This is a genomic window from Actinoplanes sp. NPDC051405 (assembly GCF_055586185.1).
The window spans coordinates 268,818-293,753 of sequence record NZ_JBVJIR010000008.1; the positions used below are offsets into that span (position 1 = coordinate 268,818).

At 71.8% G+C, this 24,936-nt stretch carries 25 protein-coding genes, 1 pseudogene and 1 riboswitch; of the genes and pseudogenes, 9 read left to right on the forward strand and 17 right to left on the reverse strand.

The window, feature by feature from the left end:
- Together ACZ6S4_RS19610 and ACZ6S4_RS19615 are read right to left on the reverse strand one after the other, a co-directional pair.
- Nucleotides 1–259 (reverse strand): hypothetical protein (locus ACZ6S4_RS19610; protein ID WP_465476295.1); only part of this gene is annotated, 259 nt, incomplete at its 3' end.
- A 206-nt stretch (nucleotides 260–465) separates the two neighbouring features.
- Nucleotides 466–2,073, reverse strand: coding sequence for a beta-1,3-glucanase family protein (locus tag ACZ6S4_RS19615; RefSeq protein ID WP_465476296.1), 1,608 nt, complete (start codon nucleotides 2,071–2,073; stop codon nucleotides 466–468).
- Between the two features lie 152 nt (nucleotides 2,074–2,225).
- Here ACZ6S4_RS19615 and ACZ6S4_RS19620 point away from each other — a divergent pair, with 152 nt between their 5' ends.
- Both ACZ6S4_RS19620 and ACZ6S4_RS19625 read left to right on the forward strand, forming a co-directional pair.
- On the forward strand, nucleotides 2,226–3,188 hold the full coding sequence (locus ACZ6S4_RS19620) for an aldo/keto reductase (protein WP_465476297.1): 963 nt from the start codon (nucleotides 2,226–2,228) through the stop codon (nucleotides 3,186–3,188).
- Between the two features lie 2 nt (nucleotides 3,189–3,190).
- Nucleotides 3,191–4,165, forward strand: a complete 975-nt coding sequence (locus ACZ6S4_RS19625) for an alpha-hydroxy acid oxidase (RefSeq protein WP_465476298.1) — start codon at nucleotides 3,191–3,193, stop codon at nucleotides 4,163–4,165.
- Nucleotides 4,166–4,255: 90 nt separating this feature from the next.
- Here ACZ6S4_RS19625 and ACZ6S4_RS19630 read toward each other — a convergent pair whose 3' ends face one another.
- The 4 genes from ACZ6S4_RS19630 to ACZ6S4_RS19645 are packed head-to-tail and all read right to left on the reverse strand — an operon-like array spanning nucleotide 4,256 to nucleotide 8,558.
- Entirely contained in the window at nucleotides 4,256–5,791 is a 1,536-nt protein-coding gene (locus ACZ6S4_RS19630; protein WP_465476299.1) for a COG1361 family protein, read from the reverse strand.
- Between the two features lie 56 nt (nucleotides 5,792–5,847).
- Entirely contained in the window at nucleotides 5,848–6,699 is an 852-nt protein-coding gene (locus ACZ6S4_RS19635) for a menaquinone biosynthetic enzyme MqnA/MqnD family protein (RefSeq protein ID WP_360550863.1), read from the reverse strand.
- Nucleotides 6,696–7,946, reverse strand: a complete 1,251-nt coding sequence (locus ACZ6S4_RS19640) for an MFS transporter (RefSeq protein WP_465476300.1) — start codon at nucleotides 7,944–7,946, stop codon at nucleotides 6,696–6,698. The genes ACZ6S4_RS19635 and ACZ6S4_RS19640 overlap by 4 nt, the downstream gene beginning before the upstream one ends.
- A 39-nt stretch (nucleotides 7,947–7,985) precedes the next feature.
- Nucleotides 7,986–8,558: an ArsR/SmtB family transcription factor gene (locus ACZ6S4_RS19645; protein WP_465476301.1), complete on the reverse strand. Its 573-nt coding sequence runs from the start codon at nucleotides 8,556–8,558 to the stop codon at nucleotides 7,986–7,988.
- A 249-nt stretch (nucleotides 8,559–8,807) separates the two neighbouring features.
- Here ACZ6S4_RS19645 and ACZ6S4_RS19650 point away from each other — a divergent pair, with 249 nt between their 5' ends.
- Nucleotides 8,808–10,826, forward strand: coding sequence for a HelD family protein (locus ACZ6S4_RS19650; protein ID WP_465476302.1), 2,019 nt, complete (start codon nucleotides 8,808–8,810; stop codon nucleotides 10,824–10,826).
- Here ACZ6S4_RS19650 and ACZ6S4_RS19655 read toward each other — a convergent pair.
- Nucleotides 10,813–11,235 (reverse strand): GNAT family N-acetyltransferase, encoded by a 423-nt coding sequence (locus ACZ6S4_RS19655; RefSeq protein WP_465476303.1) that lies wholly within the window; start codon nucleotides 11,233–11,235, stop codon nucleotides 10,813–10,815. The two genes, ACZ6S4_RS19650 and ACZ6S4_RS19655, sit on opposite strands and share 14 nt — an antisense overlap.
- Nucleotides 11,236–11,307: 72 nt before the next feature.
- Here ACZ6S4_RS19655 and ACZ6S4_RS19660 point away from each other — a divergent pair, with 72 nt between their 5' ends.
- From ACZ6S4_RS19660 to ACZ6S4_RS19680, 5 genes are all read left to right on the forward strand, one after another.
- Entirely contained in the window at nucleotides 11,308–11,943 is a 636-nt protein-coding gene (locus tag ACZ6S4_RS19660) for a transporter (RefSeq protein WP_465476304.1), read from the forward strand.
- Complete coding sequence (locus ACZ6S4_RS19665; RefSeq protein ID WP_465476305.1) at nucleotides 11,940–12,266, forward strand: winged helix-turn-helix domain-containing protein; 327 nt, start codon at nucleotides 11,940–11,942, stop codon at nucleotides 12,264–12,266. Before ACZ6S4_RS19660 ends, ACZ6S4_RS19665 begins: the two co-directional genes overlap by 4 nt.
- Nucleotides 12,263–13,129 (forward strand): ABC transporter ATP-binding protein, encoded by an 867-nt coding sequence (locus ACZ6S4_RS19670; RefSeq protein ID WP_465476306.1) that lies wholly within the window; start codon nucleotides 12,263–12,265, stop codon nucleotides 13,127–13,129. Before ACZ6S4_RS19665 ends, ACZ6S4_RS19670 begins: the two co-directional genes overlap by 4 nt.
- 13 nt (nucleotides 13,130–13,142) lie before the next feature.
- Nucleotides 13,143–13,883: an ABC transporter permease gene (locus ACZ6S4_RS19675; protein ID WP_465476307.1), complete on the forward strand. Its 741-nt coding sequence runs from the start codon at nucleotides 13,143–13,145 to the stop codon at nucleotides 13,881–13,883.
- Nucleotides 13,884–13,963: 80 nt separating this feature from the next.
- Nucleotides 13,964–14,728 (forward strand): VOC family protein, encoded by a 765-nt coding sequence (locus tag ACZ6S4_RS19680; protein ID WP_465476308.1) that lies wholly within the window; start codon nucleotides 13,964–13,966, stop codon nucleotides 14,726–14,728.
- Here the strand turns inward: ACZ6S4_RS19680 and ACZ6S4_RS19685 are convergent.
- The 9 genes and pseudogenes from ACZ6S4_RS19685 to mqnE all read right to left on the reverse strand — a co-directional run bounded on the left by ACZ6S4_RS19685 (nucleotide 14,725) and on the right by mqnE (nucleotide 22,333).
- On the reverse strand, nucleotides 14,725–15,489 hold the full coding sequence (locus ACZ6S4_RS19685; RefSeq protein ID WP_465476309.1) for an ABC transporter ATP-binding protein: 765 nt from the start codon (nucleotides 15,487–15,489) through the stop codon (nucleotides 14,725–14,727). The two genes, ACZ6S4_RS19680 and ACZ6S4_RS19685, sit on opposite strands and share 4 nt — an antisense overlap.
- On the reverse strand, nucleotides 15,486–16,538 hold the full coding sequence (locus tag ACZ6S4_RS19690; RefSeq protein WP_465476310.1) for a FecCD family ABC transporter permease: 1,053 nt from the start codon (nucleotides 16,536–16,538) through the stop codon (nucleotides 15,486–15,488). Before ACZ6S4_RS19690 ends, ACZ6S4_RS19685 begins: the two co-directional genes overlap by 4 nt.
- 64 nt (nucleotides 16,539–16,602) lie before the next feature.
- Entirely contained in the window at nucleotides 16,603–17,520 is a 918-nt protein-coding gene (locus ACZ6S4_RS19695) for an ABC transporter substrate-binding protein (protein WP_465476311.1), read from the reverse strand.
- Between the two features lie 112 nt (nucleotides 17,521–17,632).
- A riboswitch (cobalamin riboswitch) is annotated at nucleotides 17,633–17,699 on the reverse strand.
- A 62-nt stretch (nucleotides 17,700–17,761) separates the two neighbouring features.
- Complete coding sequence (gene lepB / locus ACZ6S4_RS19700; RefSeq protein WP_465476312.1) at nucleotides 17,762–18,448, reverse strand: signal peptidase I; 687 nt, start codon at nucleotides 18,446–18,448, stop codon at nucleotides 17,762–17,764.
- Entirely contained in the window at nucleotides 18,448–18,768 is a 321-nt protein-coding gene (locus ACZ6S4_RS19705) for a PadR family transcriptional regulator (protein ID WP_465476313.1), read from the reverse strand. Before ACZ6S4_RS19705 ends, lepB begins: the two co-directional genes overlap by 1 nt.
- An 87-nt stretch (nucleotides 18,769–18,855) precedes the next feature.
- A pseudogene (locus ACZ6S4_RS19710) lies at nucleotides 18,856–20,154 on the reverse strand (M14 family metallopeptidase); the annotation flags it as partial.
- Nucleotides 20,155–20,346: 192 nt separating this feature from the next.
- Nucleotides 20,347–20,688 carry a DUF4229 domain-containing protein gene (locus tag ACZ6S4_RS19715; protein WP_465476314.1) on the reverse strand — a complete coding sequence of 114 codons (342 nt, stop codon included), beginning with the start codon at nucleotides 20,686–20,688 and terminating at the stop codon, nucleotides 20,347–20,349.
- Between the two features lie 11 nt (nucleotides 20,689–20,699).
- Nucleotides 20,700–21,128 (reverse strand): hypothetical protein, encoded by a 429-nt coding sequence (locus ACZ6S4_RS19720; protein ID WP_360814797.1) that lies wholly within the window; start codon nucleotides 21,126–21,128, stop codon nucleotides 20,700–20,702.
- 35 nt (nucleotides 21,129–21,163) lie between these two features.
- Nucleotides 21,164–22,333: an aminofutalosine synthase MqnE gene (gene mqnE, locus ACZ6S4_RS19725; protein ID WP_465476373.1), complete on the reverse strand. Its 1,170-nt coding sequence runs from the start codon at nucleotides 22,331–22,333 to the stop codon at nucleotides 21,164–21,166.
- A gap of 287 nt (nucleotides 22,334–22,620) precedes the next feature.
- Between mqnE and ACZ6S4_RS19730 the strand changes: the two genes are divergently transcribed.
- On the forward strand, nucleotides 22,621–24,177 hold the full coding sequence (locus tag ACZ6S4_RS19730) for a C40 family peptidase (RefSeq protein WP_465476315.1): 1,557 nt from the start codon (nucleotides 22,621–22,623) through the stop codon (nucleotides 24,175–24,177).
- 59 nt (nucleotides 24,178–24,236) lie between these two features.
- Here the strand turns inward: ACZ6S4_RS19730 and ACZ6S4_RS19735 are convergent, their stop codons facing one another.
- Nucleotides 24,237–24,932, reverse strand: coding sequence for a hypothetical protein (locus tag ACZ6S4_RS19735; RefSeq protein WP_465476316.1), 696 nt, complete (start codon nucleotides 24,930–24,932; stop codon nucleotides 24,237–24,239).
- Between the last annotated feature and the right edge of the window lie 4 nt (nucleotides 24,933–24,936).

Sequence of the window (24,936 nt, forward strand, 5' to 3'; positions counted from 1 at the left end):
GGCCGGATGGCCGGATGGCCGCGATGGCCGGATGGCCGCGATGGCCGCGATGGCCGCGATGGCCGGATGGCCGCGATGGCCGGATGGCCGCGATGGCCGTGGCCGCCTGGTTTTGTGTAGGTCCGCGCGCCGCTCCAGCGTCCCGCTCGCCGCCGCGTTGCCGATCACGACGGGCGGCGCGGAGGGCCTTGGCGACGCCGATACCGAGACCCCGCCTCAACCCCGCGCTGGCCGGGATGGCCCGCGCGGTCGCGTTCACCGCGTGTCCACATAGGTCGGCCGACAGCCGGGCATCCGGTCATCCACCGCCACCAGGACCCACCTCTACCCCGCGTGGGGCGTTGCGGCCGCGGCGGCGGGGCGGATTCCGGTGGGCCTGCGCCCGCCATGCAGGCCCACCGGATACCGCACCCTGACGGCAGACGGGCCTGCGTATGCCGCGCAGGCCCGTCCGTCACCGCACCGTCAGCCCTTGTGCCACTTCTGGTTCGCCGAGCCCCCACAGTCCCAGAGCTGGAGCCGGCCACCGTCCGCGCCGTTCCAGTCCTTGATGTCCACGCAGCGGTTCGCCTGCGGGTTCACCAGGTCGCCCGCGCCCGACAGGACGAACTGCTGGGCCGCCGTACCGTTGCAGGTGTAGAGCTGCACCGGCGTGCCGTTCGCCGTTCCGCCGCCGGCCACGTCCATGCACTTGTTGTTCTGTGCCTGCAGGGCGCCGCCCGCCGACGTCCACTTCTGCGCGGTCGATCCGTTGCAGGTCCACGTCTGCAGCGGCGCGCTGTCGACGAAGTTGGCGCTCGGCACGTCGATGCACTTGCCGTTCCAGTCGCTGATCAGGGCCTGTCCCCCGCCCGCCGGCGGCGGCGTGGTCGGGCCGCCCGCACCGAACGGGGTCAGGATCAGCCCGGCCGCACGCGGGTCGCCGTCGTGCACCAGCGACTCGAAGGCGCCGACGTCGTCGAAGGCGAACGCGTACGCCTTACCATCGACCATGTTCTGGTGAATGATCTTGGCGTACTGGTTGGTCGGGTTGTTCTGGTAGAACTGCGCCGCGTTGGTGCTCGGCTGGGTGTCGATGGTGCCCAGCGTGCCACGGTTCAGCGCCGCGCAGAGGGTACGCGAGATCGGCCCCTTCACCAGGTCGTTCGGTGCCGGCAGGTCACCGTCGCAGCCCCAGACGCTGGCCGACGAGGGCTTGTTGAACGACGCCACCTGCTGGCCCGCGCTGTTCGTGAAGTTCATGACGTTGCCGGAGGTCCGGCCGAAGTACTTGGTGTTCGGCTGGTCGCCGAACGGCACCACCGTCAGCGTCTTGGTCGTGTACGCGTTCCACGCCGACGTGATGTACGAGTCAAGGTAGTTCGCGCTGAACAGCCCGGCGCCCGCCGCCTTGCCCGGCGCCAGCGCCCGCAGCACGGTCCCGTCGGAACGGGTGTACACCGTGTTGCCCCAACCCGGCTGGGCCTTGATGGCGTTGAGCACGTTGTTGCGGCCGTTGTTCACCGGCTCGCCGGTCTTCTTCGTCGCGCCCGAGGCACCGGTCACCGTCACCGCGTGCGGCACCGAGAACATGTCGACCTGCGAGCTGTTGAGCCACAGGCCGGCGTCGTTGTACGTGAACTCGCTCCAGTCGAACAGAATGTTGTAGTTGGCATCGCCGCTGGCCCACGGCGCCGGTTGCACCAGGCCGTCCGGGGTGAGGAAGAACTTGAGCTTCTCCCCCAGCGAGAAGTAGACCCGCCCGGAGAAGCCGCGCGGGAAGTTGATCGTCGTGGCACCGCCGTTGCCGGGGCCGCCGATCGCCACGTCGGGGGCGGGCGAGGGCGGGAGCGAGCCGGCCGGCCACGGGGTGAAGGTGCCGCCCTGGTTGACGTAGCCGAGGCGGCTGGTGTTCAGGTTGATGCCGATCACGTACAGGTAGACGGCCTCGCCACGGCCGGAGTTGTTGGTGACGGTGACCGGCAGCAGAGCCGGGCCGACCGCCTGGGCCGGCGCGGCTGCCGCCACGGCCGCGAGCGGCACGGTGACGGTCAGCGCGGCCAGCGCATGCAGAAGTTTGGATCTGATACGCACGATGACTCCTCGGGAGACGGACGGCGCAGGGGATGGGGGGACGCTCGTGAGAGCGCTCTCACAGCATCAAATGGTTAACACTGTGTGTCAATAGACACCAGCTGATGTATTGCCAGATTATTTCGGCAACCTCGTCGGCATAGGCTCGGATCATGAGTGACATGACCTACCGCCGCCTCGGCACCTCGGGCCTGGTCGTCTCGGCCGTCGGCATCGGCTGCAACAACTTCGGCCGCAAGCTGGACGTCGACGGCACCCGGGCGGTCGTCGACGCGGCGCTCGACGCGGGGATCACGCTGTTCGACACCGCCGACATCTACGGGACCCCGCACGGCAGTTCCGAGGAGTGCCTGGGCGCGGCGCTGAAGGGCCGGCGCGACGAGGTCGTGCTGGCGACCAAGTTCGGCATGGACATGGAAGGCCTCAACGGCGCGGACCACGGCGCCCGCGGCTCCCGGTCGTACATCATCCGGGCGGTCGAGGCCTCGCTGCGCCGGCTCGGCACCGACCACATCGACCTGTACCAGATCCACACCCCCGACGAGGCCACCCCGATCGAGGAGACCCTGTCGGCGCTGGACGATCTGGTACGCAGCGGCAAGGTCCGCTACCTGGGCAACTCCAACTTCGCGGGCTGGCAGATCGCCGACGCGGACTGGACGGCCCGGACCGCCGGCCTCACCCCGTTCATCAGTGCGCAAAACCAGTACAGCCTGCTGCACCGCGAGGTCGAGGACGAGGTCGTGCCCGCGTGTGAGCAGTTCGGGCTGGGCCTGCTGCCGTTCTTCCCGCTGGACAGCGGCCTGCTCAGCGGCAAATACCAGCGCGGCACGCCGCCGCCCGAGGGCACCCGGTTGGCCCAGGAGCGGTATCAGCGCTGGCTGGACGGGGCGGACTGGGACACCATCGAGGCGCTGACCGCGTACGGGAAGGAGCGCGGGCACAGCCTGCTCGACGTAGCGATCGCCGGCCTCGCCGCGCAGCCGGCGGTGACCAGCGTGATCGCCGGCGCCACGACCCCGGAGCAGGTACGGGCGAACGCCGCCGCCGGGCAGTGGCGCCTCACCGCGGACGACGTGGCCGCCCTGGACCGGATCCTGACCCGCGGAGCCTGACGATGCAGGAGGAAGCCGCCCGGGCGATCCTCCCCGCAGCCGTCTACGACTACTACCGGGACGGCATCGGCGCACAGGTCACCCGGGACGAGGCCGCGGCGGCCTGGCGCGAGTGGCGGTTCGTCCCGCGGCTCTTCCATGATGTCTCCCGGGTCAGCACCGAGGTCGAGCTGTTCGGCGCCCAGCTCTCCGCCCCGGTGCTGGCCGGACCGACCGCGCTGCACACGCTCGCGCATCCCGAGGGTGAGGCGGCGACCGCCCGGGGCGTCGCGGCGGCCGGCTCGTTGCTGGTGCTCAGCGCCCGGTCGGGCCGGCCGCCGGCCGAGATCCCGATGGCCGGGCCCTGGTGGTTCCAGGCCTACGTGCTGCGGGACCGGGCCATCACCGAGCAACAGGTACGCGCGGCCGTCGGCGCCGGGGCGGGCGCGATCGTGCTGACCGCCGATGCCCCGTTTGTGCACCCGCGACCGGTGCCGCAGGCCGGTGCACTGTCCCCGGCGGGCCGGCCGGCGGGCCGGGAGCAGGATCCGGCCCTCGACGCCGGCGCGATCGGCTGGCTGGCGGAGATCTCCGGCCGTCCGGTGCTGGTCAAGGGCGTGCTCGGGGCGCGGGACGCGATGGTTTGTGTCGACGCGGGCGCTGCCGGGGTGATCGTGTCCAATCACGGCGGTCGGCAGCTGGACCGGGTGGTCGCCACCGCGCTGGCGCTCGGCCCGGTCGTCGAGGCGGTCGCGGGCCGGGTGCCGGTGCTGGTGGACGGCGGCATCCGGGACGGCGGCGACGTGCTGACGGCGCTGGCGCTGGGCGCGCAGGCGGTGATGATCGGCCGCCCGGTGCTGTGGGCCCTGGCCACCGGCGGCGCGGACGGCGTCCGCGACTGCCTGGATTTCTACCGCACCGACCTGGCCCGGACGATGGCCCAAGCCGGCCTACCGACCATCAGCGACATCGACCCCGACGTGATCACCCGGCCCTGACCAAGCGGCCGAGCCGAGCGGCCCATCTCGCGGCACCGGCCAGTCAGACCGGCCAAGCCGGCCACGACGCACGCCCGCCCGGAGGCGGGATCAGACCGGCCGGCGACGGCGGGTCAGCACCAGCGCCAACGCACCCGTCAAAATCAGCAGCATCCCCGCACCGGCGATCCGCCCCGCCGGCGCACCCGTAATGGCTAGCCCGCCACCGGACCCGCCACCGGACCCGCCCGAACCACTGCCCGAGCCACCGCCCGTGGTCAACTTGACCTCGATCTTGGCCACGTTGTTCGTCGTCTTCTGGTCCTGCACGCCACCGTCGACCGTGATCGAGCCCTCGTCCTCGTTCTCCCCGTCCTCGATCTTGGCGGTGAACGAGAACAGCTGCTGCTCCCCCTTGGCCAGCGGCTTGCTCGCCACGCACAGATAGTCATGGCCGCTGACCTGGCCGGGCTTGTCCCAGCTGGGGTCGCCGTCGCCGTTCGGGACGCAGTGCTTGTCCACCTTGGTCAGGGCCAGGCCGGACGGGATGCGCACCTTGGCCGCGTGGATCCACGACGTCGTCCGGCCGAGCACGGTGGCCGGGCCGTCGTTGCGGAAGCCGACCTTCACCGTACGGGTGTCGCCGATCTTGCCCTCGAAGTTGTCGCCGATGGCCACGCTGTCCGCCGGGTTGAGCGGGACCTTCACCTGGAACGACGTCGCGTTGTCCCATTCGTTCAGCTCGCGCTGACCGGCCGCGAGGCTCTGCGCGGCCGGCACCAGCTGCAGCTTGGCGCCCGGCTTCCGGGCCGCCTTCGTCGCCGCGGCAAGGCCGGCTTCGTCGTCGTCGAGGCCCAGGGCGGCCACGCCGGCGGTGTAACTCGCCGGGCCGGGGGCAGCCGCGTCGGCCGCGACGGTGAGCGGGGTCGTCGGCGACATGCCGAAGGTCGAGCCCGGGGCGAGGGTCAGGTCGAAGACGCAGACGACGCCGGGCAGGTCCTCAGCCTTGACGCAGTTGCTGTAGTTGTTCGGGTACGAGATGTAGCGCGGCCCGGCCAGCGCGAGGGCGACACCCTCGGCGGCCTTGTCGCCGTTGTTGCGGACCGAGATCGGCAGCACGGCCGACTTGCCCGCGGCCAGCTCGATGTCCGGGATGCGGGCGGTCTCGAGGTCGACGCCGGCCGCTTCGCGCACCACCGTGACCGTGGTCGACTCCTTCCACGCACCCCCGGCGTCGTGGACCACCAGGCCGATCGTGGCCCCGGTCGCAGGCAGCGCGCCGGTGGGCGTCACGGTGAACGAGAAGGCCTTGCGGGCACCCGGCGCGAGATCGCCGATCGCGCACCCGGTCGCGGTGCAGCCCGGCGCGGGCTTGAAGCCGAGGCGCGGGTCGACCGCGGTGCCGGTGAAGGCGAAGTCGAGAGTCAGGCCGGTCGCCGCGGTCTCGCCCGCGTTGACGACCTCGAACGGAACGGTCTTGGTGGCGCCGCTGGTGGTGACCACCCGCTCGGGCACCGAGATCTCGATCGTCGGCCGTTCGGCCGCGACCTCGGCGCGCGCCGGGGTGGCCGCGCCGACGGCGGTCAGCCCGATCATGGCGAGGGGCAGCGCGAGGCGGATCGCGAGATTGTTCGGTCGTGTGGCCACCCGTCAATGCTCCACTGCGGACCGACGCGGCGCTACCCCCTGTGGAGCAAAGCGGTCTATACCTGGGCGAAGATCGGTCCATCGGCCGGCAGGGCCGGCGCCTCGCCGCGGGCGGCGGCCCGGCGGGCGAACTCGCGCACTCCGGCGACCTGCCGCTCGCCCAGCGAGAAGTCCAGGGCCCGGAAGTACGTGGCCAGGGTCGCGGCGTCGAACGGCTCCCAGCGCGCCGCCGCCTCGGCCACCTCGTCCAGCTCGCCGAGGCACAGGTCGCGTGAGCGCTGGAACGCCTCGTGCACCTCCTTGACCACACCCGGGTGGGCGGCGGCGAACTCCTTGCGGACCGCCCAGACGGCGAAGACCATCGGCAGGCCGGTCCACTCCTTCCACGCCTGAGCCAGGTCGATGACCTGCAGGCCGAGCTCCGGGGCCTCGTACATGGCGCGCAGGGCCGGGTCGCCGATCAGCACCGCGGCGTCGGCCTCCAGCAGCATCTGGTTGAGCTCCGGGGGGCAGCGGAAGTATTCGGGCTCGGCGCCGTACTGCTCGGCCAGCAGCATCTGGGCCAGCAGCACGCCGGTCCGCGAGGTCGAGCCGAGCGCGACCGGGCGGCCGTCGAGCTCGGCCGGCGGCCGGGTGGAGACCAGGTTGACCGACAGCACCGGCCCGTCGCTGCCGACCGCGAGGTTCGGCAGCAGCAGCAGGTCGTCGGCGTTGCGCAGATACTCGACCAGGGAGATCGGGCCGATGTCCAGGTCGCCGGCGACCAGGGCGGCGTTGAGCCGGTCCGGGGTGTCCTTGTGCAGGTCGACGTCGAGCAGCGCGCCCGAGCGCATGAGGCCCCAGTAGATCGGCAGACAGTTGAGGAACTGGATGTGGCCTACCCGGGGTCGCCGGACTACGTCGCTCATGGCCCGACGCTATCTCCGGCGGGTTGCGCATGCCGGGGCTCCACCTGCGGCGAGGGACCTATCTCACGTTCGGCCCGCCGTACCGCCGGCAGGCAGACAGCCACCGCGACCAGCCCGGCAAGGCCGGCCGCGGCGACCAGCGGGCGCGGCGCGAAGTGGTCGACGAGCGGCCCGCCGACCAGGTAACCCACCATGCCGGCGCCTTGAACGGCGGCGCCCATCGCGGCGAAGGCACGTCCCCGGGCGGCGGCCGGCACGCGTTCAGCCATGACCACGCTGGTGAAGACGTTGATGCCGCCGTTGCAGAGGCCGCCGGCGAACCACAGCGGCACCAGCAGCAGCGCGTGCCACACGCCGGCCCCGGCCAGCACGACGGCGCAGGTGGCCCCGGCCAGCAGCAGCGAGATCCGGACGAGCCGTCCGGGATGGGTCCAGCGCCGGCCGAGCCGGCCGAACAGCAGGGCGCCGGCCAGCATCCCGGCGGTCCAGGTGCCGCTGATCAGGCCGAACATCGTGGTGGAGGCGCCGAGCGTCGCCCGGATGAAGAACACCTCGATGACGTTGATGGCCCCCACGCCGGCCACGACGGCCGCGATCGCCCCGACCATCACGGCGACCAACCTGTCGTCGCGCAGCCGCCAGGAGACGGGCACGGCCGCGGCGGGCCGGGCCGCGGGCGATCTCCGGGTACGGATGAGCAGCCCGGCCACCACCAGCGACAGGTACGTGACGGCGTCCAGCAGCAGCGGCACCCGTACGCCGAACTGCCCCACCAGCACACCGGCCAGCGCGGGAGCGATCAGCATGCCGATCAGCCCCGCCGTCTGGTTGATCCCGCTCGCCTTGGCCAGGTCCTCGCGCCGGACCATCGCCGGCAACAGCGCGGCGAGGGTGGGCTGGGTGACCGCCAGCCCGCTCGCCAGCACCGCGACCAGCGCAATGATCACCAACGAGTGCTCGGCGAAGGCCAGCGCCGTGCACACCGCGGCCTGCCCGATCCCGGCCAGGATCAGCAGCTTGCGGCTGTCCACCCGATCGGCGATCCGGCCGGTGACCGGGGCCAGCACCGCCAGCGGCAGAGCGGCGGCGAGCAGCAGCCCCGAGACAGCCACGCCACCGGCCCCGGCCTGCTGCAACGCGAGCGCAAGGGCGGTCGCCGCGAGGAAGTCACCACAGGCGCTGACGCCGCGGGCGCCGGCGGCGAGGTAGACGTCACTCCAGCGCGAACCGTCAGATGTGAAGGACATACTTCGAAAATAATCCTTCACATCTGCTCAGCACAAGGGCTACTCCACCGGGAAGACGGCGTAGTGCACGACAACCGGCCGCGCATCATCAGGCGCGTCCCCGATCCGCTCCCGCCGCCGGTACGGCGCCAGCACCTCCTTGACCCGCCGGTTCACCTCGGCCAGCTCCTCGGCATTGAGCAGCAGCATCGGCCCCATCAAGGCACTCGCCTCCTGCCACGCCTTCGGTTCCTCGTGCGCCCGCGCGACCCACTCCCGCAACCGGGCGAAATCGCGGTTCAGATAGACATCGACCAGCGCCCGCTGACTCGCCCGGGTCTCCGGCTCATCCAGGTCACCGTCGACGTTGAGACCGGCGGTGGTGCTGCGCCACACCCGCTCCCGGGCGTCGCCCCGGCTCGGCGCCTGCTCGACGAGCCCGTACTTCGCCAGCTCACGCAGGTGATAACTGGTCGCGCTGGGCGACAGCCCGACCAGCCCGGCGCACTCGGTGGCGGTGACGACCGCGCCGGTGCTGCCGAGATGCTCGATGATCGCGATCCGGGCCGGGTGCGCGAGAGCCCGCATCACCTTGGGGTCGGTGATCCGTGCGGTGGGTTGCCCGTCAGCCATGCCACCCATGATCCCGCGTCACCCGCGGCACCGACGCACCCGGGCGACGAGAGGCTGCCGGGGCCGCGGCACGCCGCCGGTCGGCTCGAAGGCGAAATTCGGTGGCCCCGGGCGGCGGGGTTGCGTATCGTACGTGGCCGCTTGACGGCCGCGGTGAGTCGACACCGCAGCGGACGTCTCCGCGCCGGACGACGGCCACCCGTTGCCGGATACGCGAGCGAGCAGCGAGCTACCGCGATAGGAATCAGCGTGCCCGCATCCGAACTCGACAACGAACTCATTTCCGAACGCCGGCACCTCAGCCAGTCCCGCGCCGCGCTGGGGCGGATGCGGGGGCGGGCCGAGTCCCTGTTCGCTTCCGGCGCGGACATCGCCGGGGACGCCTACAGCGCCGAGACGCTCGGGCGGACCCTGTCTCGCCGGGTCGCTGAGCTGGCCGATGATCCCGACACTCCGCTCTTCTTCGGCAAGCTGGACATCGAGCAGACGGCGTACCACATCGGGCGCCGGCACGTCACCGATGATTCCGGTGAGCCGATGGTGCTGGACTGGCGGGCGCCGCTCTCCCAGTCGTTCTACCGGGCCAGCGTGCGTGATCCGCAGGGTGTCGCCACCCGGCGCCGGTTCGGTTTCGTCAAGGGGGAGCTCACCAGCTTCGAGGACGAGCACCTGGACCGGGGCGAGGAGCTCGGCACCAAGAGCCGGATCCTGACCGCCGAGATCGAGCGGCCGCGCGTCGGGCCGATGCGGGACATCGTCGCGACCATCCAGCCCGAGCAGGACGAGCTGGTCCGCGCCGAGCTCGAGGACTCCATCTGTGTGCAGGGCGCGCCCGGCACCGGAAAGACCGCGGTCGGGCTGCACCGGGCCGCGTACCTGCTCTATGTGCACCGGGAGCGGTTGCGTCGCTCCGGCGTGCTGATCGTCGGGCCCAACACCGCGTTCCTGTCCTACATCTCGGCGGTGCTCCCGGCGCTCGGTGAGGTCGAGGTGCAGCAGGCCACGGTCGACGACCTGATCGCGCGGGCACCGGTACGCGGCCACGACGCCGAAGCCACCGCCCTGCTCAAGCACGATCCGCGGATGGCCGCAGTCCTGCGCAGGGCACTGTGGAGCCGGCTGGCCAAACCGGTGGAGCCGATCATGGTGTCGGACGGCTCGTACCGCTGGCGGATCGATCCGGGACCGCTGCGGCAGATCGTGGACGAGGCCCGCCGGGAGGAGCTGCCGTACGCGGTCGGCCGTGAGCGGGTCCGGGCCCGGGTCGTGGCGCTGCTGCAACGTCAGTCGGAGTACCGCACCGGCAACTCGCCGAACGAGGCCTGGCTGCGCCGGATGGGCAAGATCCCACCGGTACGCGACTTCCTGGACAACGTCTGGCCCGCGCTGACCCCCGAGGGGCTGGTCGTGGCGCTGCTCAGTGACGCCGAGCTGCTGGCCACCGCGGCCGAGGGCATCCTCACCGACGCGGAGCAGGATCTGCTGCTCTGGCCGAAGGCGCCGCGCACGGTCAAGGCAGCCAAGTTCAGCGCCGCCGATCTGGTGCTGATCGACGAGGCCGCCGGGCTGCTGGAGCGTGAGCAGAGCTTCGGGCACGTGGTGGTGGACGAGGCTCAGGACCTGTCGCCGATGCAGGCGCGGGCGATCGCCCGGCGCAGTGAGCACGGCTCGATCACGCTGCTCGGCGACCTGGCTCAGGGCACCGCGCCGTGGGCGGCCGCCGATTGGCGGGACACGTTGCGGCATCTCGGTAAGCCGGACGCCGTGGTGGTGCCGCTGACGATCGGTTTCCGCGTACCCGCTGTGGTTGTGGCCCTGGCCAACCGCCTGCTGCCGGCGCTCGGGGTGGACGTGCCGGAGGCCGTCTCGCTGCGCCGCGACGGTGATCTTTCCGTCGTCGGCGTGCCGTCGGCGGACGAGGTGGATGCCGCGATGCTGGTCGAGGTGACCGCGGCGCTGGAGCACGAGGGTTCGGTCGCGGTCATCGCGGCCGACGCGGCGGTGGACCGGCTGCGGGCGCATCTCGCGGCGGCGGGCCTGCCGGCCGCGACGCCGGACGACGTCGACTCCGCGGCGCGCGTCACGGTCGTGCCGGCCACGATCGTCAAGGGCCTGGAGTACGACCATGTGGTCGTGGTGGAACCGGCCCAGATCGTGGCGGCCGAGCCCCGCGGCCTGCACCGGCTGTACGTGGTCCTGACCCGCGCGGTGTCCCGGCTCTCGGTGGTGCACGCCGAGCCGCTGCCCGAACCGCTCAGAGCGGCTTGATCCAGCGGGACCAGTCCGGCTGGCGGTGGTAGCCCCGGGCGGCCCAGATGGCGTGGGCACCCGGGTTGTCATCCAGCACCATCGCGTCGATCCGGGTGCCGCCCAGCGCCCGGATGCGGTTCTCCGCCGCCTCGATCAGGGCCCGCCCGATGCCGTTGCGGCGGTGTTGCGGGTCGACCGCGAGGCGGTACAGGTGGCACCGCCAGCCGTCCCAGCCGGCGATGATCGTGCCGACGATCCGGTCCCCCTCGACGGCCACGATGAGCGCGTCCGGGTCCCGCAGGTGCAGCGCCGCCAGGGCACCCGGAGTGTCCGGTGGACGACTGGCGTTCTCGGCCGCCGCCGACCAGAACGACAGCACGGCCCCCAGCTCGCGGGAATCGGCGGCCCGCAGTACGAGATCGCTCACCGCGCGATGCTAAACGAGCCGACGAGGTTTATGGCACAAAGTTCTTTGACTTTGTGCGGTAAAGTTCTTTGCATGGAAGCCAAGGATGACGAGCTCCCCCCGCTGGACCCGGCCGAGTCGCTCCGGCTGATCGCCCGGGAGCAGGCCACCACCACCCGCCGGCTCACCCCGGACCCGCGCCTGCTGCTCTGGCCCTGGGGCCTGGCCTGGCTGATCGGCTTCGGCGTCTTCTTCCTGCGGTTCGGCCCCGACGAGCGCGTCCTGGTGGACATGCCGGACTGGGTGCCGCTCACCGTCCTGCTCGGCTCGATGATCGTCGCGGGCATCATCACCGGCATCGTCGGCGCCCGGGCCGCCCGCCAGGTCAGCGGCCCGTCCTCCCGGCAGGGCGCCATGTACGGCTTCACCTGGTCCGTCGCCTTCATCGGCATGGCCACCCTGTTCAGCCGGATCAGTGACCTGCTGCCCGTGCCGGAGGCCAACCTGCTCTGGGCCGGCGCGATGGTCGCCCTCACCGGCGCTCTGCACATGGCCGGCGGCGCCATCTGGAACGACCGGTCCCTGTTCGTCCTCGGTCTGGCGATCAGCGTCGTCAACGTCGTCGGCATCATCATCGGCGCGGGCTGGCACGCCCTGATCGTCGCGGTGCTCGGTGGCGGCGGGATGCTCGTCGCCGGCCTGGTGTCCTGGCTGCGGATGGCCCGATGACCGGCGGCCTGCCCGAACTCGACCCGGTGATCCACGCCCAGGCCCGGCTGCGGGTCGTCGCGGCGCTCTCCCCGCTGGGCCCGGGTGACCGGATCGCGTTCCCCCGGCTGCAGGACATCCTGCAGATGACCGCGGGCAACCTCTCGGTGCACCTGCGCAAGCTCGAGGACGCGGGCTACGTCGAGGTCACCAAGACCCATCAGGGCCGCACCCCGGCGACGCTGGTCCGGCTCACCGGGCGCGGCCGGGTGGCCTTCGAGGACTACACCGCAGCACTGCACGCCCTGCTCAACGGCACCGCCAAGCCGCAGGAGGAATCATGATGCTGGCCCGCGCCCTCGACGCCACCCGCCGCTACGGCGACGTGCTAGCCCTCGACCGGCTCAACCTCGACGTCCGGACCGGTGAGCTGGTCGGCCTGCTCGGGCCCAACGGCGCCGGCAAGAGCACCCTGGTCAGCCTGCTCACCGGGGTGCGCCGGCCCACCTCGGGCACGGTGGAGCTGTGCGGCGGCGACCCGCGCGACCCGGCGAGCCGGCGGGCGCTGGGCGTGACCCCGCAGGAGACCGGGCTGCCCGGCGCACTGCGCGTCGGTGAGGTCGTCGACTTCGTCCGCGCGCACTTCCCCGACCCGCTGGGCCGGGCCGAGCTGCTCGACCGGTTCGGGCTGACCGACCTGGCCGAGCGGCAGACCGGCGGCCTGTCCGGCGGCCAGAAACGGCGGGTCGCGGTGGCGCTGGCGTTCGTGGGCCGGCCCCGGATCGTGTTCCTCGACGAGCCGACGACCGGGCTGGACGTGGAGGCCCGGCACAGCCTGTGGGACGGCATCCGGGCGTTCCACGCCGACGGCGGCACGGTCGTGCTGACCAGTCACTACCTGGAGGAGATCGAGGCCCTGGCCCGGCGGGTGGTGGTGATCGGGGGCGGCCGGGTGCTGGCCGACGACACCGTCGCGGCGGTACGCGGCCTCGTCGCCATCCGCCGGGTCAGCCTGACTGTGCCCGTACCGCTGCCGGAGCTGCCCGGGGTGGTCGGCACCGAACGCGACGGCGACCGCACCCACCTGCTCACCGGCGACGCCGACCGGCTGGTCCGCGACCTCGTCGCCCGCGACGTCCCCTTCACCGAGCTGGAGGTACGCCCCACGTCGCTGGAGGAAGCGTTCCTCACCCTCACCTCGGCCTGAACCGGAGGTTCGGATGACATCCCTCGCCCTGACCCATGCCCGTTTCCAGCTCATCGAGACGTTCCGGATCCCGATGGCGCTCATCGGCAGCGCGTTCTTCCCGGCCGCCTCGATGATCTTCTTCGTGGTGCCGTTCGTCGGCGACGACCCGGTGTACGCCACCTACGCGACCGCGTCGATGGTCACCTTCGTGGTCATGACCAGCAATCTCTTCCAGTACGGCATCGGCGTGGCGGAGGACCGGGCCCAGCCCTGGGACCCGTACTCGCGGACCCTGCCGGCCGGCGCCGCGCCGCGCTTCGCCGGGCGCATCCTGGCCGGCCTGGTGATGATGGGCGCCTCACTGGTGCCGGTCGTGGTCATCGCGGCGGTCGCGACCGAGGCGACGATCACCCTGACCGGTTTCCTCACGGCGGTGGCCGTGGTGGCCGTGATCGCGGTGCCGTTCACGCTGATGGGGCTGGCCATCGGCTACTCGCTGCCGGCCAAGGCCGCGATCGTGCTGGCCCAGGTGCTGTTCTTCCCGCTGGCGTTCGGCGGTGGCCTGATGACCGCGCCGGGCAGTGCGCCCGGTTTCGTCGAGACCATCGCTCCGTACCTGCCCACCGGGGCCGCGGTGCGGCTGATGTGGGCGGCCGTCGGCGACTTCCCGGTGCAGTGGCCATCGATAGCCGCCTTGATCACCTGGACAGCCGCCCTGGCTGGGGTGGCCGTATGGGCCTATCGACGCGACGAAGGTCGGCGGTTCAGTTGAACTTCCGACTGAGCGGCCCCGTACCTCGCATCGCGGTGTAACGATCCATCTGTCGTCCGCCGTAAACCCGAGGAGCAGGCATGAACCCACCGACCCCCGGTGTACCGAACTGGGTGGACCTGGGTACCGCCGACCTCGCGGACGCGATCCGCTTCTACACCTCGCTGTTCGGCTGGGAGGCCGAGGTGTCGGGCGAGGAGTACGGCGGCTACACCACCTTCCGGCTCGACGGCCGGGCCACCGCCGGCGCCGGCCCGCTCTACGGCGAGGGCCAGCCGACCGCCTGGAGCACGTACGTGGCCACCGACGACGCCGACGAGATCGCCGCCCGGGTCGAGGCGGCCGGCGGCAAGGTGCTGGTGGCGCCCTTCGACGTCATGTACCAGGGCCGGATGGCGGCGTTCCTGGACCAGGCCGGCGCGCCGTTCAGTGTCTGGCAGGCGGGCACGATGCGCGGTGCCGACATCTTCGACGTGCCCGGCGCGCTCACCTGGAACGAGCTGACCACCCGGGATCTGGAGGGCTCGGCCGCGTTCTACGGCTCGGTCTTCGGCTGGGTGGCCCGGGAGAGCTCGGTGAGCGGCATGGACTACATCGTGTGGGAGCACGAGGGCCGGCAGATCGCGGGCATGCAGGCGATGGACGGCGACCGCTGGCCCGACGACCTGCCACCACATTGGATGATCTACTTCGCGGTGGCCGACTGTGACGACTCGGCCGCGTACGCGCAGTCGCTCGGCGGCCGGATCGTGCACCCGCCGACCACCCTGCCGATCGGCCGGTACGCGGTGGTGGACGACCCGCAGGGCGGCACGTTCTCCATCCTGCAGGGCATCAACGGCTAACCCCGGACCGGCACGACCAGCGGTCCCTGCCCGCCGTCGATGACCTTGACGCGTACGCGGTAGTGCCGGGCCAGCAACTCCTCGGTGAGCACCTCCCACGCGGTGCCCGCCGCCACCACTCGGCCGCCGGCCAGCAGCACCATCCGGTCCGCGTACTCGCCTGCGATCGACAAGTCGTGCATCGTGGCCAGCACCGTGAGCTCGCGTTCGTCGCGCAGCCGGTCGATCAGCTCGAGCACCTCCTGCTGGTGACCGATGTCGAGCGCGCTGGTCGGCTCGTCCAGCAGCAGGATGCGGGCGCCCTGGGCAAGCGCGCGGGCCAGGAACACCCGCTGCCGTTCGCCGCCGGAGAGCGTGTCGAGCCTTCGGGTACGCAACCGGTCCAGGTCGAGCGCGGTCAGCACCTCCTCGACCGCGGCCAGGTCGGACGCGGACTCCCGGCCCAGCGCCGGGATGTAGGGCGTGCGGCCGAGCAGCACGTAGTCGAGGACCAGCATGCCCGGCGGCACCACGGGCGACTGCGCCACAGTGGCCACGGTCCGGGCCCGTTCGCGCCGGGGCAGCCGGTCCAGCGGGGTGCCACCCAGGCCGACCGAGCCACTGAACGGCAGCAGCCCGCCGATGGCGCGCAGCACCGTGGACTTGCCCGCGCCGTTCGGGCCGATGATCGTGACCCACTCCCCCGCGGCGACGTCCAGATCGACGCCGTCGACGATGACCGAGCCGCCCAGCCGGACCCGCAACCCCCGCACGCTGATCATGAGACCCCGCTGCGGCGCAGCACCAGGGCGAAGAACGGCGCGCCCAGAAACGCGGTCACCACGCCGATCGGGATCTCCGCCGGGCTGGCCACCGTCCGCGCGACCAGATCGGTCAGGGCCAGGAACGCGCCGCCGAACAGCACCGACAGCGGCAGGATCGACCGGTAGCTCGGGCCGGCCAGCAACCGCAGGGTGTGCGGCACGATGATCCCCACAAAACCGATCAGCCCCGACACCGACACCGCGGCCGCCGTGCCCAGCGAGGCGGCCGCGATCAGCAGGTAGCGGCTGCGCTGCGGGTGCAGGCCCAGGCTGGTCGCCTCCTCGTCGCCGACGGTCAGCACGTCCAGCTCGCGGCGCTGGGACAGCACGATCGCGGCGGTGATCGCCGCATACGGCAGCACCAGCAGCACGTCGTGCCAGCCCGCGGTGGCCAGCCGGCCGAGCAGCCAGGAATACACCTCGCGCAGCGCCTCGATGTGCCGCTGCAACAGGAACGTCTGGGCCGCCGCCAGGAACGCCGACACGGCCACACCGGCGAGGATGAGCGTGGCCGGGGTCCGCGACCGGCCGCCGGCGCCGCCGAGCACCCAGGTCAGGGCGACGGCGACGGTGGCACCCACGAAGGCGGCGAGCGGCACCCCGATCGGCAGCTCCGCGGTGGCATCACCGACTGCCGGGCGGAACGCGATGACCACCGTCACCCCCAGCCCGGCGCCGGCCGCGACCCCGAGCAGGTGCGGATCGGCCAGCGGGTTGCGGAAGACGCCCTGGTAGGCGGCCCCGGCCAGGGCGAGCAGGGCCCCGACGAGCAGGCCCAGGACGACCCGGGGCAGGCGGAGCTCGGTGACGATCGCCGTCTCGCGCAGGCTCAGACCGCTGTGGATCCGTACCCCCGGAACCAGGTCGAGCAACGCGGCCGCGACCCCGGCCGGCGGCAGCGCGACCGGCCCGAAGGCCACCCCCGCGACCAGCGCGACCAGCACCGCGAGCACCCCGCCGGCCAGCCAGCCGGGCCGCAGACCGGCCGGCCGCGGCACTTCGGTCACGCGGTGCCCACCTTTCGCATGCCCTCCTGGCCCTCCCTCCGTGGCCTCCGTCCGGTCCAGTCGGTCACGCGGGGACCTTGGCCACCGCATCGGCGACGGCCCGGACCAGGTCGACCACCCGCGGACCCCACCGGGAGGCGACGTCGTCGTCCAGGGCCACGATCCGGTCCTGCCGCACCGCGGTGATCTGCGACCAGCCCTTGCGCTGCTTCACCGTCGCCGCGGACTGCCCGCAGCACTTGGTGTCGGCCAGGAAGATCAGGTCCGGGTCCGCCGCGACGAGCGCTTCCGGGGAGAGCTGGGGATAGCCGTTCTTGCTGCCGTCGGGATCGGCGGCGTCGGCGACGTTGGTGAGCCCGAACGGCGCGAGCAGCGAGCCGATGAAGGTCTTGGAGGTCGCCGAGTAGAACGTCTGGTCGATCTCGTAGTAGTAGCTGAGCGGGTCCGTCCGGGGCGGCACCTCTTTGACGATCTTGTCGATCTCCGTCCGCATCCGCTGCACCAGCGCGGCCGACTCGTCCAGGTGGCCGGTCAGCGCGCCGAGCTGGTCGATCTGCCGGTAGGAGTCGTCGATCACCTTGGCCGCCGGGGCCAGCAGCACCGGGATCTCGAGCTTGCCCAGCTGGTCGACGATCTTCTCCAGGTCGTCGGAGACCACCACCAGGTCGGGGTTCCGCGCAGCGATCGCCTCGGCGTTCGGCTTGAAGCCGGACAGATCGGTGCGGGGCGCCTCGGCCGGATAGGTCGACTGGTCGTCGACCGCCACCACCTGCGGGCCGGCGCCGATGGCGAAGAGCATCTCGGTCGCGGTCGGGGCGAGCGAGACGATCCGGGCGGGCCGCTCGGCCAGGGTCACCGACCCGGCCGTGACCGGGAAGGCGGCGCCCGAGGCCGCCGGCTTCCCCTCGTCCTCGGCACCGCCGCCGCAGCCGGCGAGCAGCAGGGCGGTGACCGCGATCGCGGCCGTCACAAGTCGTCTCATTCTGGTCCTCCTGTCGGCCGAGGCTGCGGTGCTTCGCCGACCGGAGGAACAAGGCCCGGTCCGCGAGGCGCCCCTCCCCGGGAGCGCTGAATCGCGACCGGCGCCCAGGCGACCTGGCTTCACCCGCGCCGCGCGGGCGAGGGCTCACAGTTGCGGGACAGCGCCGGAATTCCACCGGCTTCGCTGCGACGCGGTCCTGTCGAAAGTAGCCCAGGCGCCGGCGGCGGCACGAACAGACCCGTCAGCTCAGCGGCCAGATCCGGGCCAGGAGGCGGCCGTCCACGGCGTCCTGCGGGATCGTGCCGAGCCGGCGGGAGTCCTGGGAGACCAGCCGGTGATCGCCCAGTACGAACAGCTCGCCCGGCGGGACGGTGACCGGTGGGCCGCAGTCGCCCGTGCTGGCGGCGCTCTCCAAGTAGGGCTCGTCGAGGGCAGTGCCGTCCCGGTACACCCGACCGGCCCGGCATTCGATGGTGTCGCCGGGCAGGCCGATCACGCGCTTGAGCATGAGTGCGCCCGGCTGCAGCGGGCTGTCGAACTCCACGATGTCGCCGTGCCGGATGCCGGTCAGCCGGAAACTCACTTTGTCGACCACGAAACGGTCCTGGACCCGTACGGTCGGCTCCATCGAGCCGCTCGGCATGTACCGGGGGGTGAGCACGAACTGGTTGACGACGACCGCCACGGGCACCATCAGCAGGACCGCGAGGACGGCCGCCCGCTGTACGCGTACCCGGGTGGGCATGGTCTTGATCCTCGCCCGGCGCTCGTGCCACACCGCGCGCAGGCCGCCCGCGGCCCAGCGCACCGCCTCCCAGCTGCCGGTCGTCTGGTCGAACTCGGCCAGGGCCGCCTCGCCCCACGGACCGCCCCGGGCGCGGCGCCCCCGCACCGCCGCGACCAGGACCGCCCGCGCCGCCCGGCGCATCACGCTTTCCTCGGCACGAAGGCCGCAGCCGGGCCGGGCTGCTTGCGCGCCGCGGCGGCCAGGCGTTCCCGGGCCAGGACGATGCCGTCGGTGGTCAGCCGGTAGGTGTGCCGCGGCGGCCGGCCGGGCTCGTCGGAGGCCTCCCAGCCGGTGTCCAGCAGCTGCTGGGCGGAGAGCCGCATGAGGATCGGGTAGAGGGTGCCGGACGCGAGCCCGGTCTCGCGGCTCAGGTCGTAGCCGTAGCGCCAGCGGGCCGGCTCGGCGAGCAGCGCCTCGAAGAGCCGCAGCGTCTGCGGCGAGGCGTGGGAAGGTCGGGGCATGGCGGAAACTCTACATAACTCGACTTACTCCGGCCACCCGTCCCGGCCCTACGGCTGTGACAGGTGGCCGGGCTGCACGACCGGTCAGCAGTACGTGGACTGCTTGCCGATCACCTTGTACGGGCAGTCAGCCGCCTCGGCCAGCAGCAACGCGGCCTCCTTGTTGCGGCTGGTCTCCCGGGTGATCACGCTGGCGGGCGGGTAGAAGCCGCCGGCCGACGAGCTCCGCGGGTACAGCTCGAAGGTGTACGCGAAGATCTTGTGCGTGCCCCAGAGCCAGTCCAGCGAGTCCCCGTCGGTGATGTAGAGATCACTCGACTGCTGCGGGGTGTACCCGTTGGTCGCCGCCATCTGCCGGCCCAGCGTCGCGAACGTGTTGTTCTGGTCCGCGCTCATCCCCGTACCGGTGTTGGCGGTGGTGTGCCCGAACGGCCACAGCACCAGCTCCGAGTACGTGTGGAAGTCCATCGCGGCCTTGATCTGCTGCACGCCGCCGACGACCCGGCTGTTGACGAAGTCGCGGATCACCCGCGTCTCGGGCGCCGAGAACGCCGCGGTGCCCCGGTACGTGTCCGAGGACGTGCTGCCGGACGAGCCACCGCAGCAACCCCAGCGGTAGCCGTAGTTGCGGTTCAGGTCCGTGCCGACGTACGAGGAACCGGAGTTCGGCTGGCGGTTCTTGCGCCACGAGCGGTAGCTGCCGGTGGCGACGTCGTATTCGGAGCCGTCCGGGTTGACCGACGGGATGATCCAGATCTCGCGGCTGTTCACCACGTTGCGGATCCGGGTGTCGCTCGCGTAGTTGTCCGCGTACAGGTGCAGCAGATAGATCGCCATCTCCACGGTGAGGTGCTCGCGGGCGTGGTGGTTGGCGTCGTACAGCACCTCGGGCTCGGCCTCGTCGGTGCCGACGTTGTCGGACAGCTTGACCGCCACGATGTCGCGGCCCTCATAGGTCTTGCCCAGCACCCGCTTGCCGGCGATGGCCGGGTACCGCGCCACGAGGGCGTTCACCTCGGCGACCATCTCGGCGTAGTTGTGGTACGCCGCGTCCCGGGACGGGAAGTCGAAGGTGGACACGTCACTGCTGGGCGTCTCGACAGCGGCGGGCTTGACCGTGAAGCCGAGCGCCCGCAGCGCCTTGACCTCGCGGCCGGTGGCGGTGATCTCGACGATCGAGTGCTCCATGCCGTCGATCGCCGCACCCGTGCCCGCGATGGCATTGCGCTGGGCGAGCGTGCGCACGTCGTAGACCTCGTAAGGGGCCGCGGTGTCCGCCGCGCGCGGGACCGCGGTAGCGGCCGGCGCGATGGCGGGGGAAGCGGCGATCAGGGCCAGGCCGGCGGTGACAGCGGCGACCAGGCCGGTGACGCGTCGTCGTCTCATGAACGACCTCCGGGGGGTGTCAGAGGGGGTTCGGGCCCCGTCACTGCACCACCTGGTATCGACCTTTGGCAATGGAAACGAGCGCCGCGAGACCATGCCAATGTGCCCCCTACGTCGACATGATGACCGCATCACTGTCGCGCACACCGACCATGCGGGGTGCCCGATCCGCGGAAATCGCCGACCTCGGGGTCAGGAAGCCTTGTTGTCGCCCTTGGCCGCAGCGGCGTCCTCGGTCTCCCCAGTGGAGGATGCCGCGGGCGTGGCTCGGTCGCCGGCGGCCGCCGCCGCCTCGTCGCCGGCCAGGGCTGCGCGCAACCGGGCCTTCTCCGCCTGGCGGCGCTCGGCCACCGTGCCGAGCTGCTCGGCCATCTCGTTGCGCCACTTCGCCAGCAGGAAGTAGGAGAACCCGGCCGACGCGAGCAACGCGATCATCGCCTTGACCAGGAAGGCCAGCGGGACCGGCAGGAGCAGCGCGAAGACGACCACGAACAGGCCCAGGCGGCCGAGCGTGTACTTGACGGCGGGACTCATGACGACTCCTGTCAGCCCGCGCGGTGGCTGAGCCACCGCAGGCCGTAGAACCAGACCAGGCAGTAGACGACCGTCAGGCCGAGCGCACCCGCTGCGCCGCTGACCAGCGGCGGGAAGGTCGCGGCGGCCAGGCCGGCGAGGGTCATGCCGACCGCGACGCCGAAGCCGGCCGCGAGGGCCGCCACCACGATCCGGTACGCGCCGTAGCCGGCCGCCCGGAACTCCTCGGTGAACAGCCACACCGGCAGGATCAGCGCCAGCCAGCCGCTGGACGAGCCGAAGTCGAAGGCCCGGGCCAGCGACATGACGCCCTCGAAGAGGAGCAGCACGACGATCCCGGTGACCCAGCCGGCGAGCGCGACACCCAGCAGATCACCGACGGTCACCAGGCGTCCGTCAGCGTCGCGACGCGGGCGGCGCTCACTCTTGGTTTCGGCCATGACAACAACGAGGGTACGCCGGGAGGATCCGGCCGCTACGCCCAGACCTGCTGCGGCTCGCTGCGGCGCTCGGCCAGCGACACCGGCCGGTCGTACTCGCGGACGATCTCGTAGCGGGTGTTGCGCTCGACCGGCTGGAAACCCGCGTCCCAGATGATGTTCAGCAGGTCGTCACGGTGCATCGTGGTCGGTGTGCCGTACGAGTCGGCGTCGTGGGTGATCTTGTATTCGACCACCGAGCCGTCCAGGTCGTCGGCGCCGAAGTTCAGCGACAGCTGAGCCACCGACAGGCCGTGCATGACCCAGAAGTTCTTCAGGTGCGGCACGTTGTCGAACATCAGCCGGGACACCGCGAACGTGCGCAGCGACTCGGCCGGCGCCGCCATCGTGGTGCGGGACTGGATCCGGTTGCGGATCTTGCCGTCCGCCGAGTCGACGAAGTCGTGCTGGTAGCGCAACGGGATGAAGACGGCGAAGCCCCCCGTCTCGTCCTGCAGCTCGCGCAGGCGCATGACGTGATCGACGCGGTGCCGCGGCTCCTCGATGTGGCCGTACAGCATGGTCGCCGGGGTCTTCATGCCCTTCTCGTGCGCCAGCCGGTGGATCCGCGACCAGTCCTCCCAGTGGCAGTTGTGGTCGACGATGTGCTGGCGGACCTCCCAGTCGAAGATCTCCGCACCGCCACCGGTGAGCGACTCCAGGCCGGCGTCCATCAGCTCGTCGAGGATCTCGCCGGCCGGTAGGCCGCTGATCTTCTCGAACCACTGGACCTCGGTGGCCGTGAAGCACTTGAGCTTGACGCCGGGCAGCGCCGCCTTCAGCTCGCGCAGCACCTTGGGGTAGTAACGCCAGGGCAGCGTGGGGTGCAGGCCGTTGACGATGTGCAGCTCGGTGAGCCCCTCGCCCTCCATCTCCTTGGCCTTGCGCACGGCCTCGTCGATGCGCATCGTGTACGCGTCCTTCTCGCCCGGCTTGCGCTGGAAAGAGCAGTACGCACAGCTGGCGGAGCAGACGTTGGTGAGATTGAGGTGCCGGTTGACGTTGAACATCACCCGGTCGCCGTTGAGCTCGGTGCGCTTGTGGTGGGCCAGCCGGCCGAGCCAGGCCAGATCGTCGGACTCGTAGAGCGCGACGCCGTCCTCGCGGGTCAGCCGCTCACCCGCGTAGACCTTGGCCTCCAGCTCGCGCTTCAGCCCCACGTCCATCTGCGGCATGTCCGCCCCCTTCACCGTCAACTCGTGGTCGAGCGTACGTCCTTGTTTCGGCGGATCGACGTCCGGCGGCTTCGGGGCGGCGCGGATCACGTCGTCGGACTTACGATTCACAGCGTCCTGTCATGTCCAATCAATCGACATCGGTGCCTCGGTTGGGGTATGACCTTTAGAGGGACGCGAAGCGGTGGTGGGCGACGACCGCGGACGGGGAGCGCATGTCGATGAGCGGGCAGCACAGAAGCGGACGAACGCTACGGATACGCCCATGGTGGCGCCCGTTGGCGTACTCCGCCGCGACTGCCGCCGCCATCGCAGCTCTGTTCAACCCGCTGCCCGCCTCCGCCGCCCCGCCGGCCGCACCTCCGGCGCCCGCCGTTCCCGACGCCGGTTCCCGGCCCCTGGCCCAGGGCTCGCTCGTGCTCCCCGGCCAGCAGGTCCCCACGACACCGACGACGACGGCACCGATCACCACCCCCGGCGTGGCCCTGACGCCGGTGATGCAGAAGATCGAGAAGGGCCGTACCGAGCTCGCGGCCCTCGGCGAGCGGCTCACCAAGGCCAAGGACGAGGTCGACCTCACGACCCAGCAGGCCGCCGCCGCGGACCAGAAGGTGACCCAGTCCTCCGCCGCGGTCTCCCAGGCCCGCACCGAGGTCGCCAGCGCCGCGGCCGCCGCGGTCCGGGACGCGGCCGCCCTGCCGCCCGGCTCGATCGGCTCCGGCCTGTCGGACCTCGACTCGCTCGCCCGGATCAACCGCGGCGACTCCGCGACCCAGCAGGCCGCCAGCCGCCAGCTCACCATCGCCGAGACCATCTACAACGCCGCGCTCACCGAGCAGCAGGCCGCGCAGGCGCGACTCACCACGTTCACGGCCGACCGCGACAAGCTGCAGAAGGAGGTCGACAAGAAGTCGGCCGCCCAGCAGAAGCTCGAGCAGGACAACGCCGCCGCCATCGCCGCGGCCGACAGCGCCCAGGCAGCCCAGGACGCCCAGGCCGGCGCCGGCTACCTGGCCGGGGAGAACGCCGGCCGCGGCGCCGACCCGCGCGCCATGGCGGCACTGCGCTTCGCCCTGGCCCAGCGCGGCGACCCGTACGTGTGGTCCGAGGAAGGCCCGGACGAGTACGACTGCTCCGGCCTGATGTGGGCCGCCTACCGCTCCCCGGGCGCCGGTGACTTCAAGCTGACCCGGGTGTCCCGCGACCAGTACTTCCAGACCCGCGAACGCGTCGTCGACCGCTACTCCCTGCTCCCCGGCGACCTGCTCTTCTTCAGCTCGTCGAGCAGCTGGCAGCAGATCCACCACGTAGCGATGTACGCGGGCAACGGCATGATGGTCGAGGCGCCACGCACGGGCCTCAACGTGCGCCTGGTCCCGGTCCGCTGGACGCGCCTCTTCAGCGCGACCCGCATCTACGGCTCCATCGAAGGCACCGTGCAGGGCCCCAACCTGGGCTCGCCGGACCCGGAGAAGCCGAGCGACCACAACCCCAAGCCGACCACCAAGCCCACGACAAAGCCGACGACGAAGCCGACCACCCCGTCGACCAAGCCCACGACCCCGTCGACCAAGCCGACCACCCCGTCGACCAAGCCGACGACGCCGTCGACCAAGCCGACCACTCCGGCGGCGACCCCGACGACCGACAAGCCGACGACCACGCCGCCGACCACGGCCGCACCGGTCACCACGGCTCCGTCGGAGGAAGAGAAGCCGTCATCACCGGCGGGCTCGGCGGACAACTCACCGACGAAGGCCGACAGCCCCTCGGCGACCAAGTCGACCTCCGCCTCCGCCACCACCGGCGAAGCGTCGAAGTCGGCCGGCTCCTAGCGCACCCGGGCTCCGCCAGTCATGATCTTCAAGCGGCGACCGGCCGACGCCGGGTGCGCTCATGAGCGCTGATGTGGCACGGTAGTTACCAAGCGCCCGGCAATCGGTCTGCCCGGCGTCCGGCACGTGGCGTCGGCACGCGGGTGACGGCGATCGGGAGGACCCATGGACGAGCAGCAGGCGAAACCGGACAGCGACGGCAGGACGCCGCCCGCTGCGCGGCCGCCCGCGAGCAGCGCCGGGCCGAAGAGCGACCAGGGGTACGAGCTGCCCCCGCCGCCGGCACCGGGCGCGCTGTGGGCCCCGGCGTCCGGCACCGACGCGTCCAAGTCGCCGCCCTCGGGAGCTGCGTCGACGGCTCGGGCCTCGGCGTCCGCGCCGGTCAGCGCGGCTCCGGTCAGTGGGTCTAGCAGCGGGCGGGCCTCGGTTTCCGGGTCGGCCTCTGTCTCCGGCGGCTCCGCCAGCTCCGGCGGCTCCGCCAGCTCCGGCGGCTCGGCCCGCTCGGCCGGCTCGGCCTCTGCCTCCGCTGGTCCGGTGAGTCCGGGCAGCGTCTCGGCGGCCGTGCGGCCGGCTGGTTCCGTCTTCGGTTCCAGCAGCTCTTCCGCTGCCCCGAGCGTTTCGCCGGCCACGCCTTCTTCCGGCACACCGGCCAGTTCGGGTGACTCTTCGACCCCGCCGGGTTCCGGTGGCTCTCCAGCCGGGTCGGGCTCCGCCGCCGTGCCCACCAGCTCCGCCAGCGGTCTCGGCGGCGCCACGCGG

Excerpts from the sequence above, each read along its gene's own strand:
- ACZ6S4_RS19640 (WP_465476300.1), bottom strand. The coding sequence starts at position 7,946 with ATGTCCTTCACATCTGACGGTTCGCGCTGGAGTGACGTCTACCTCGCC.
- ACZ6S4_RS19635 (WP_360550863.1), bottom strand. The coding sequence starts at position 6,699 with ATGAGCGACGTAGTCCGGCGACCCCGGGTAGGCCACATCCAGTTCCTC.
- ACZ6S4_RS19645 (WP_465476301.1), bottom strand. The coding sequence starts at position 8,558 with ATGGCTGACGGGCAACCCACCGCACGGATCACCGACCCCAAGGTGATG.
- ACZ6S4_RS19680 (WP_465476308.1), top strand. The coding sequence starts at position 13,964 with ATGAACCCACCGACCCCCGGTGTACCGAACTGGGTGGACCTGGGTACC.
- ACZ6S4_RS19625 (WP_465476298.1), top strand. The coding sequence starts at position 3,191 with ATGCAGGAGGAAGCCGCCCGGGCGATCCTCCCCGCAGCCGTCTACGAC.
- ACZ6S4_RS19660 (WP_465476304.1), top strand. The coding sequence starts at position 11,308 with ATGGAAGCCAAGGATGACGAGCTCCCCCCGCTGGACCCGGCCGAGTCG.
- ACZ6S4_RS19670 (WP_465476306.1), top strand. The coding sequence starts at position 12,263 with ATGATGCTGGCCCGCGCCCTCGACGCCACCCGCCGCTACGGCGACGTG.
- ACZ6S4_RS19720 (WP_360814797.1), bottom strand. The coding sequence starts at position 21,128 with ATGGCCGAAACCAAGAGTGAGCGCCGCCCGCGTCGCGACGCTGACGGA.
- ACZ6S4_RS19620 (WP_465476297.1), top strand. The coding sequence starts at position 2,226 with ATGAGTGACATGACCTACCGCCGCCTCGGCACCTCGGGCCTGGTCGTC.
- ACZ6S4_RS19685 (WP_465476309.1), bottom strand. The coding sequence starts at position 15,489 with ATGATCAGCGTGCGGGGGTTGCGGGTCCGGCTGGGCGGCTCGGTCATC.
- mqnE (WP_465476373.1), bottom strand. The coding sequence starts at position 22,333 with ATGGACGTGGGGCTGAAGCGCGAGCTGGAGGCCAAGGTCTACGCGGGT.
- ACZ6S4_RS19675 (WP_465476307.1), top strand. The coding sequence starts at position 13,143 with ATGACATCCCTCGCCCTGACCCATGCCCGTTTCCAGCTCATCGAGACG.
- ACZ6S4_RS19695 (WP_465476311.1), bottom strand. The coding sequence starts at position 17,520 with ATGAGACGACTTGTGACGGCCGCGATCGCGGTCACCGCCCTGCTGCTC.
- ACZ6S4_RS19715 (WP_465476314.1), bottom strand. The coding sequence starts at position 20,688 with ATGAGTCCCGCCGTCAAGTACACGCTCGGCCGCCTGGGCCTGTTCGTG.
- lepB (WP_465476312.1), bottom strand. The coding sequence starts at position 18,448 with ATGCGCCGGGCGGCGCGGGCGGTCCTGGTCGCGGCGGTGCGGGGGCGC.
- ACZ6S4_RS19705 (WP_465476313.1), bottom strand. The coding sequence starts at position 18,768 with ATGCCCCGACCTTCCCACGCCTCGCCGCAGACGCTGCGGCTCTTCGAG.
- ACZ6S4_RS19665 (WP_465476305.1), top strand. The coding sequence starts at position 11,940 with ATGACCGGCGGCCTGCCCGAACTCGACCCGGTGATCCACGCCCAGGCC.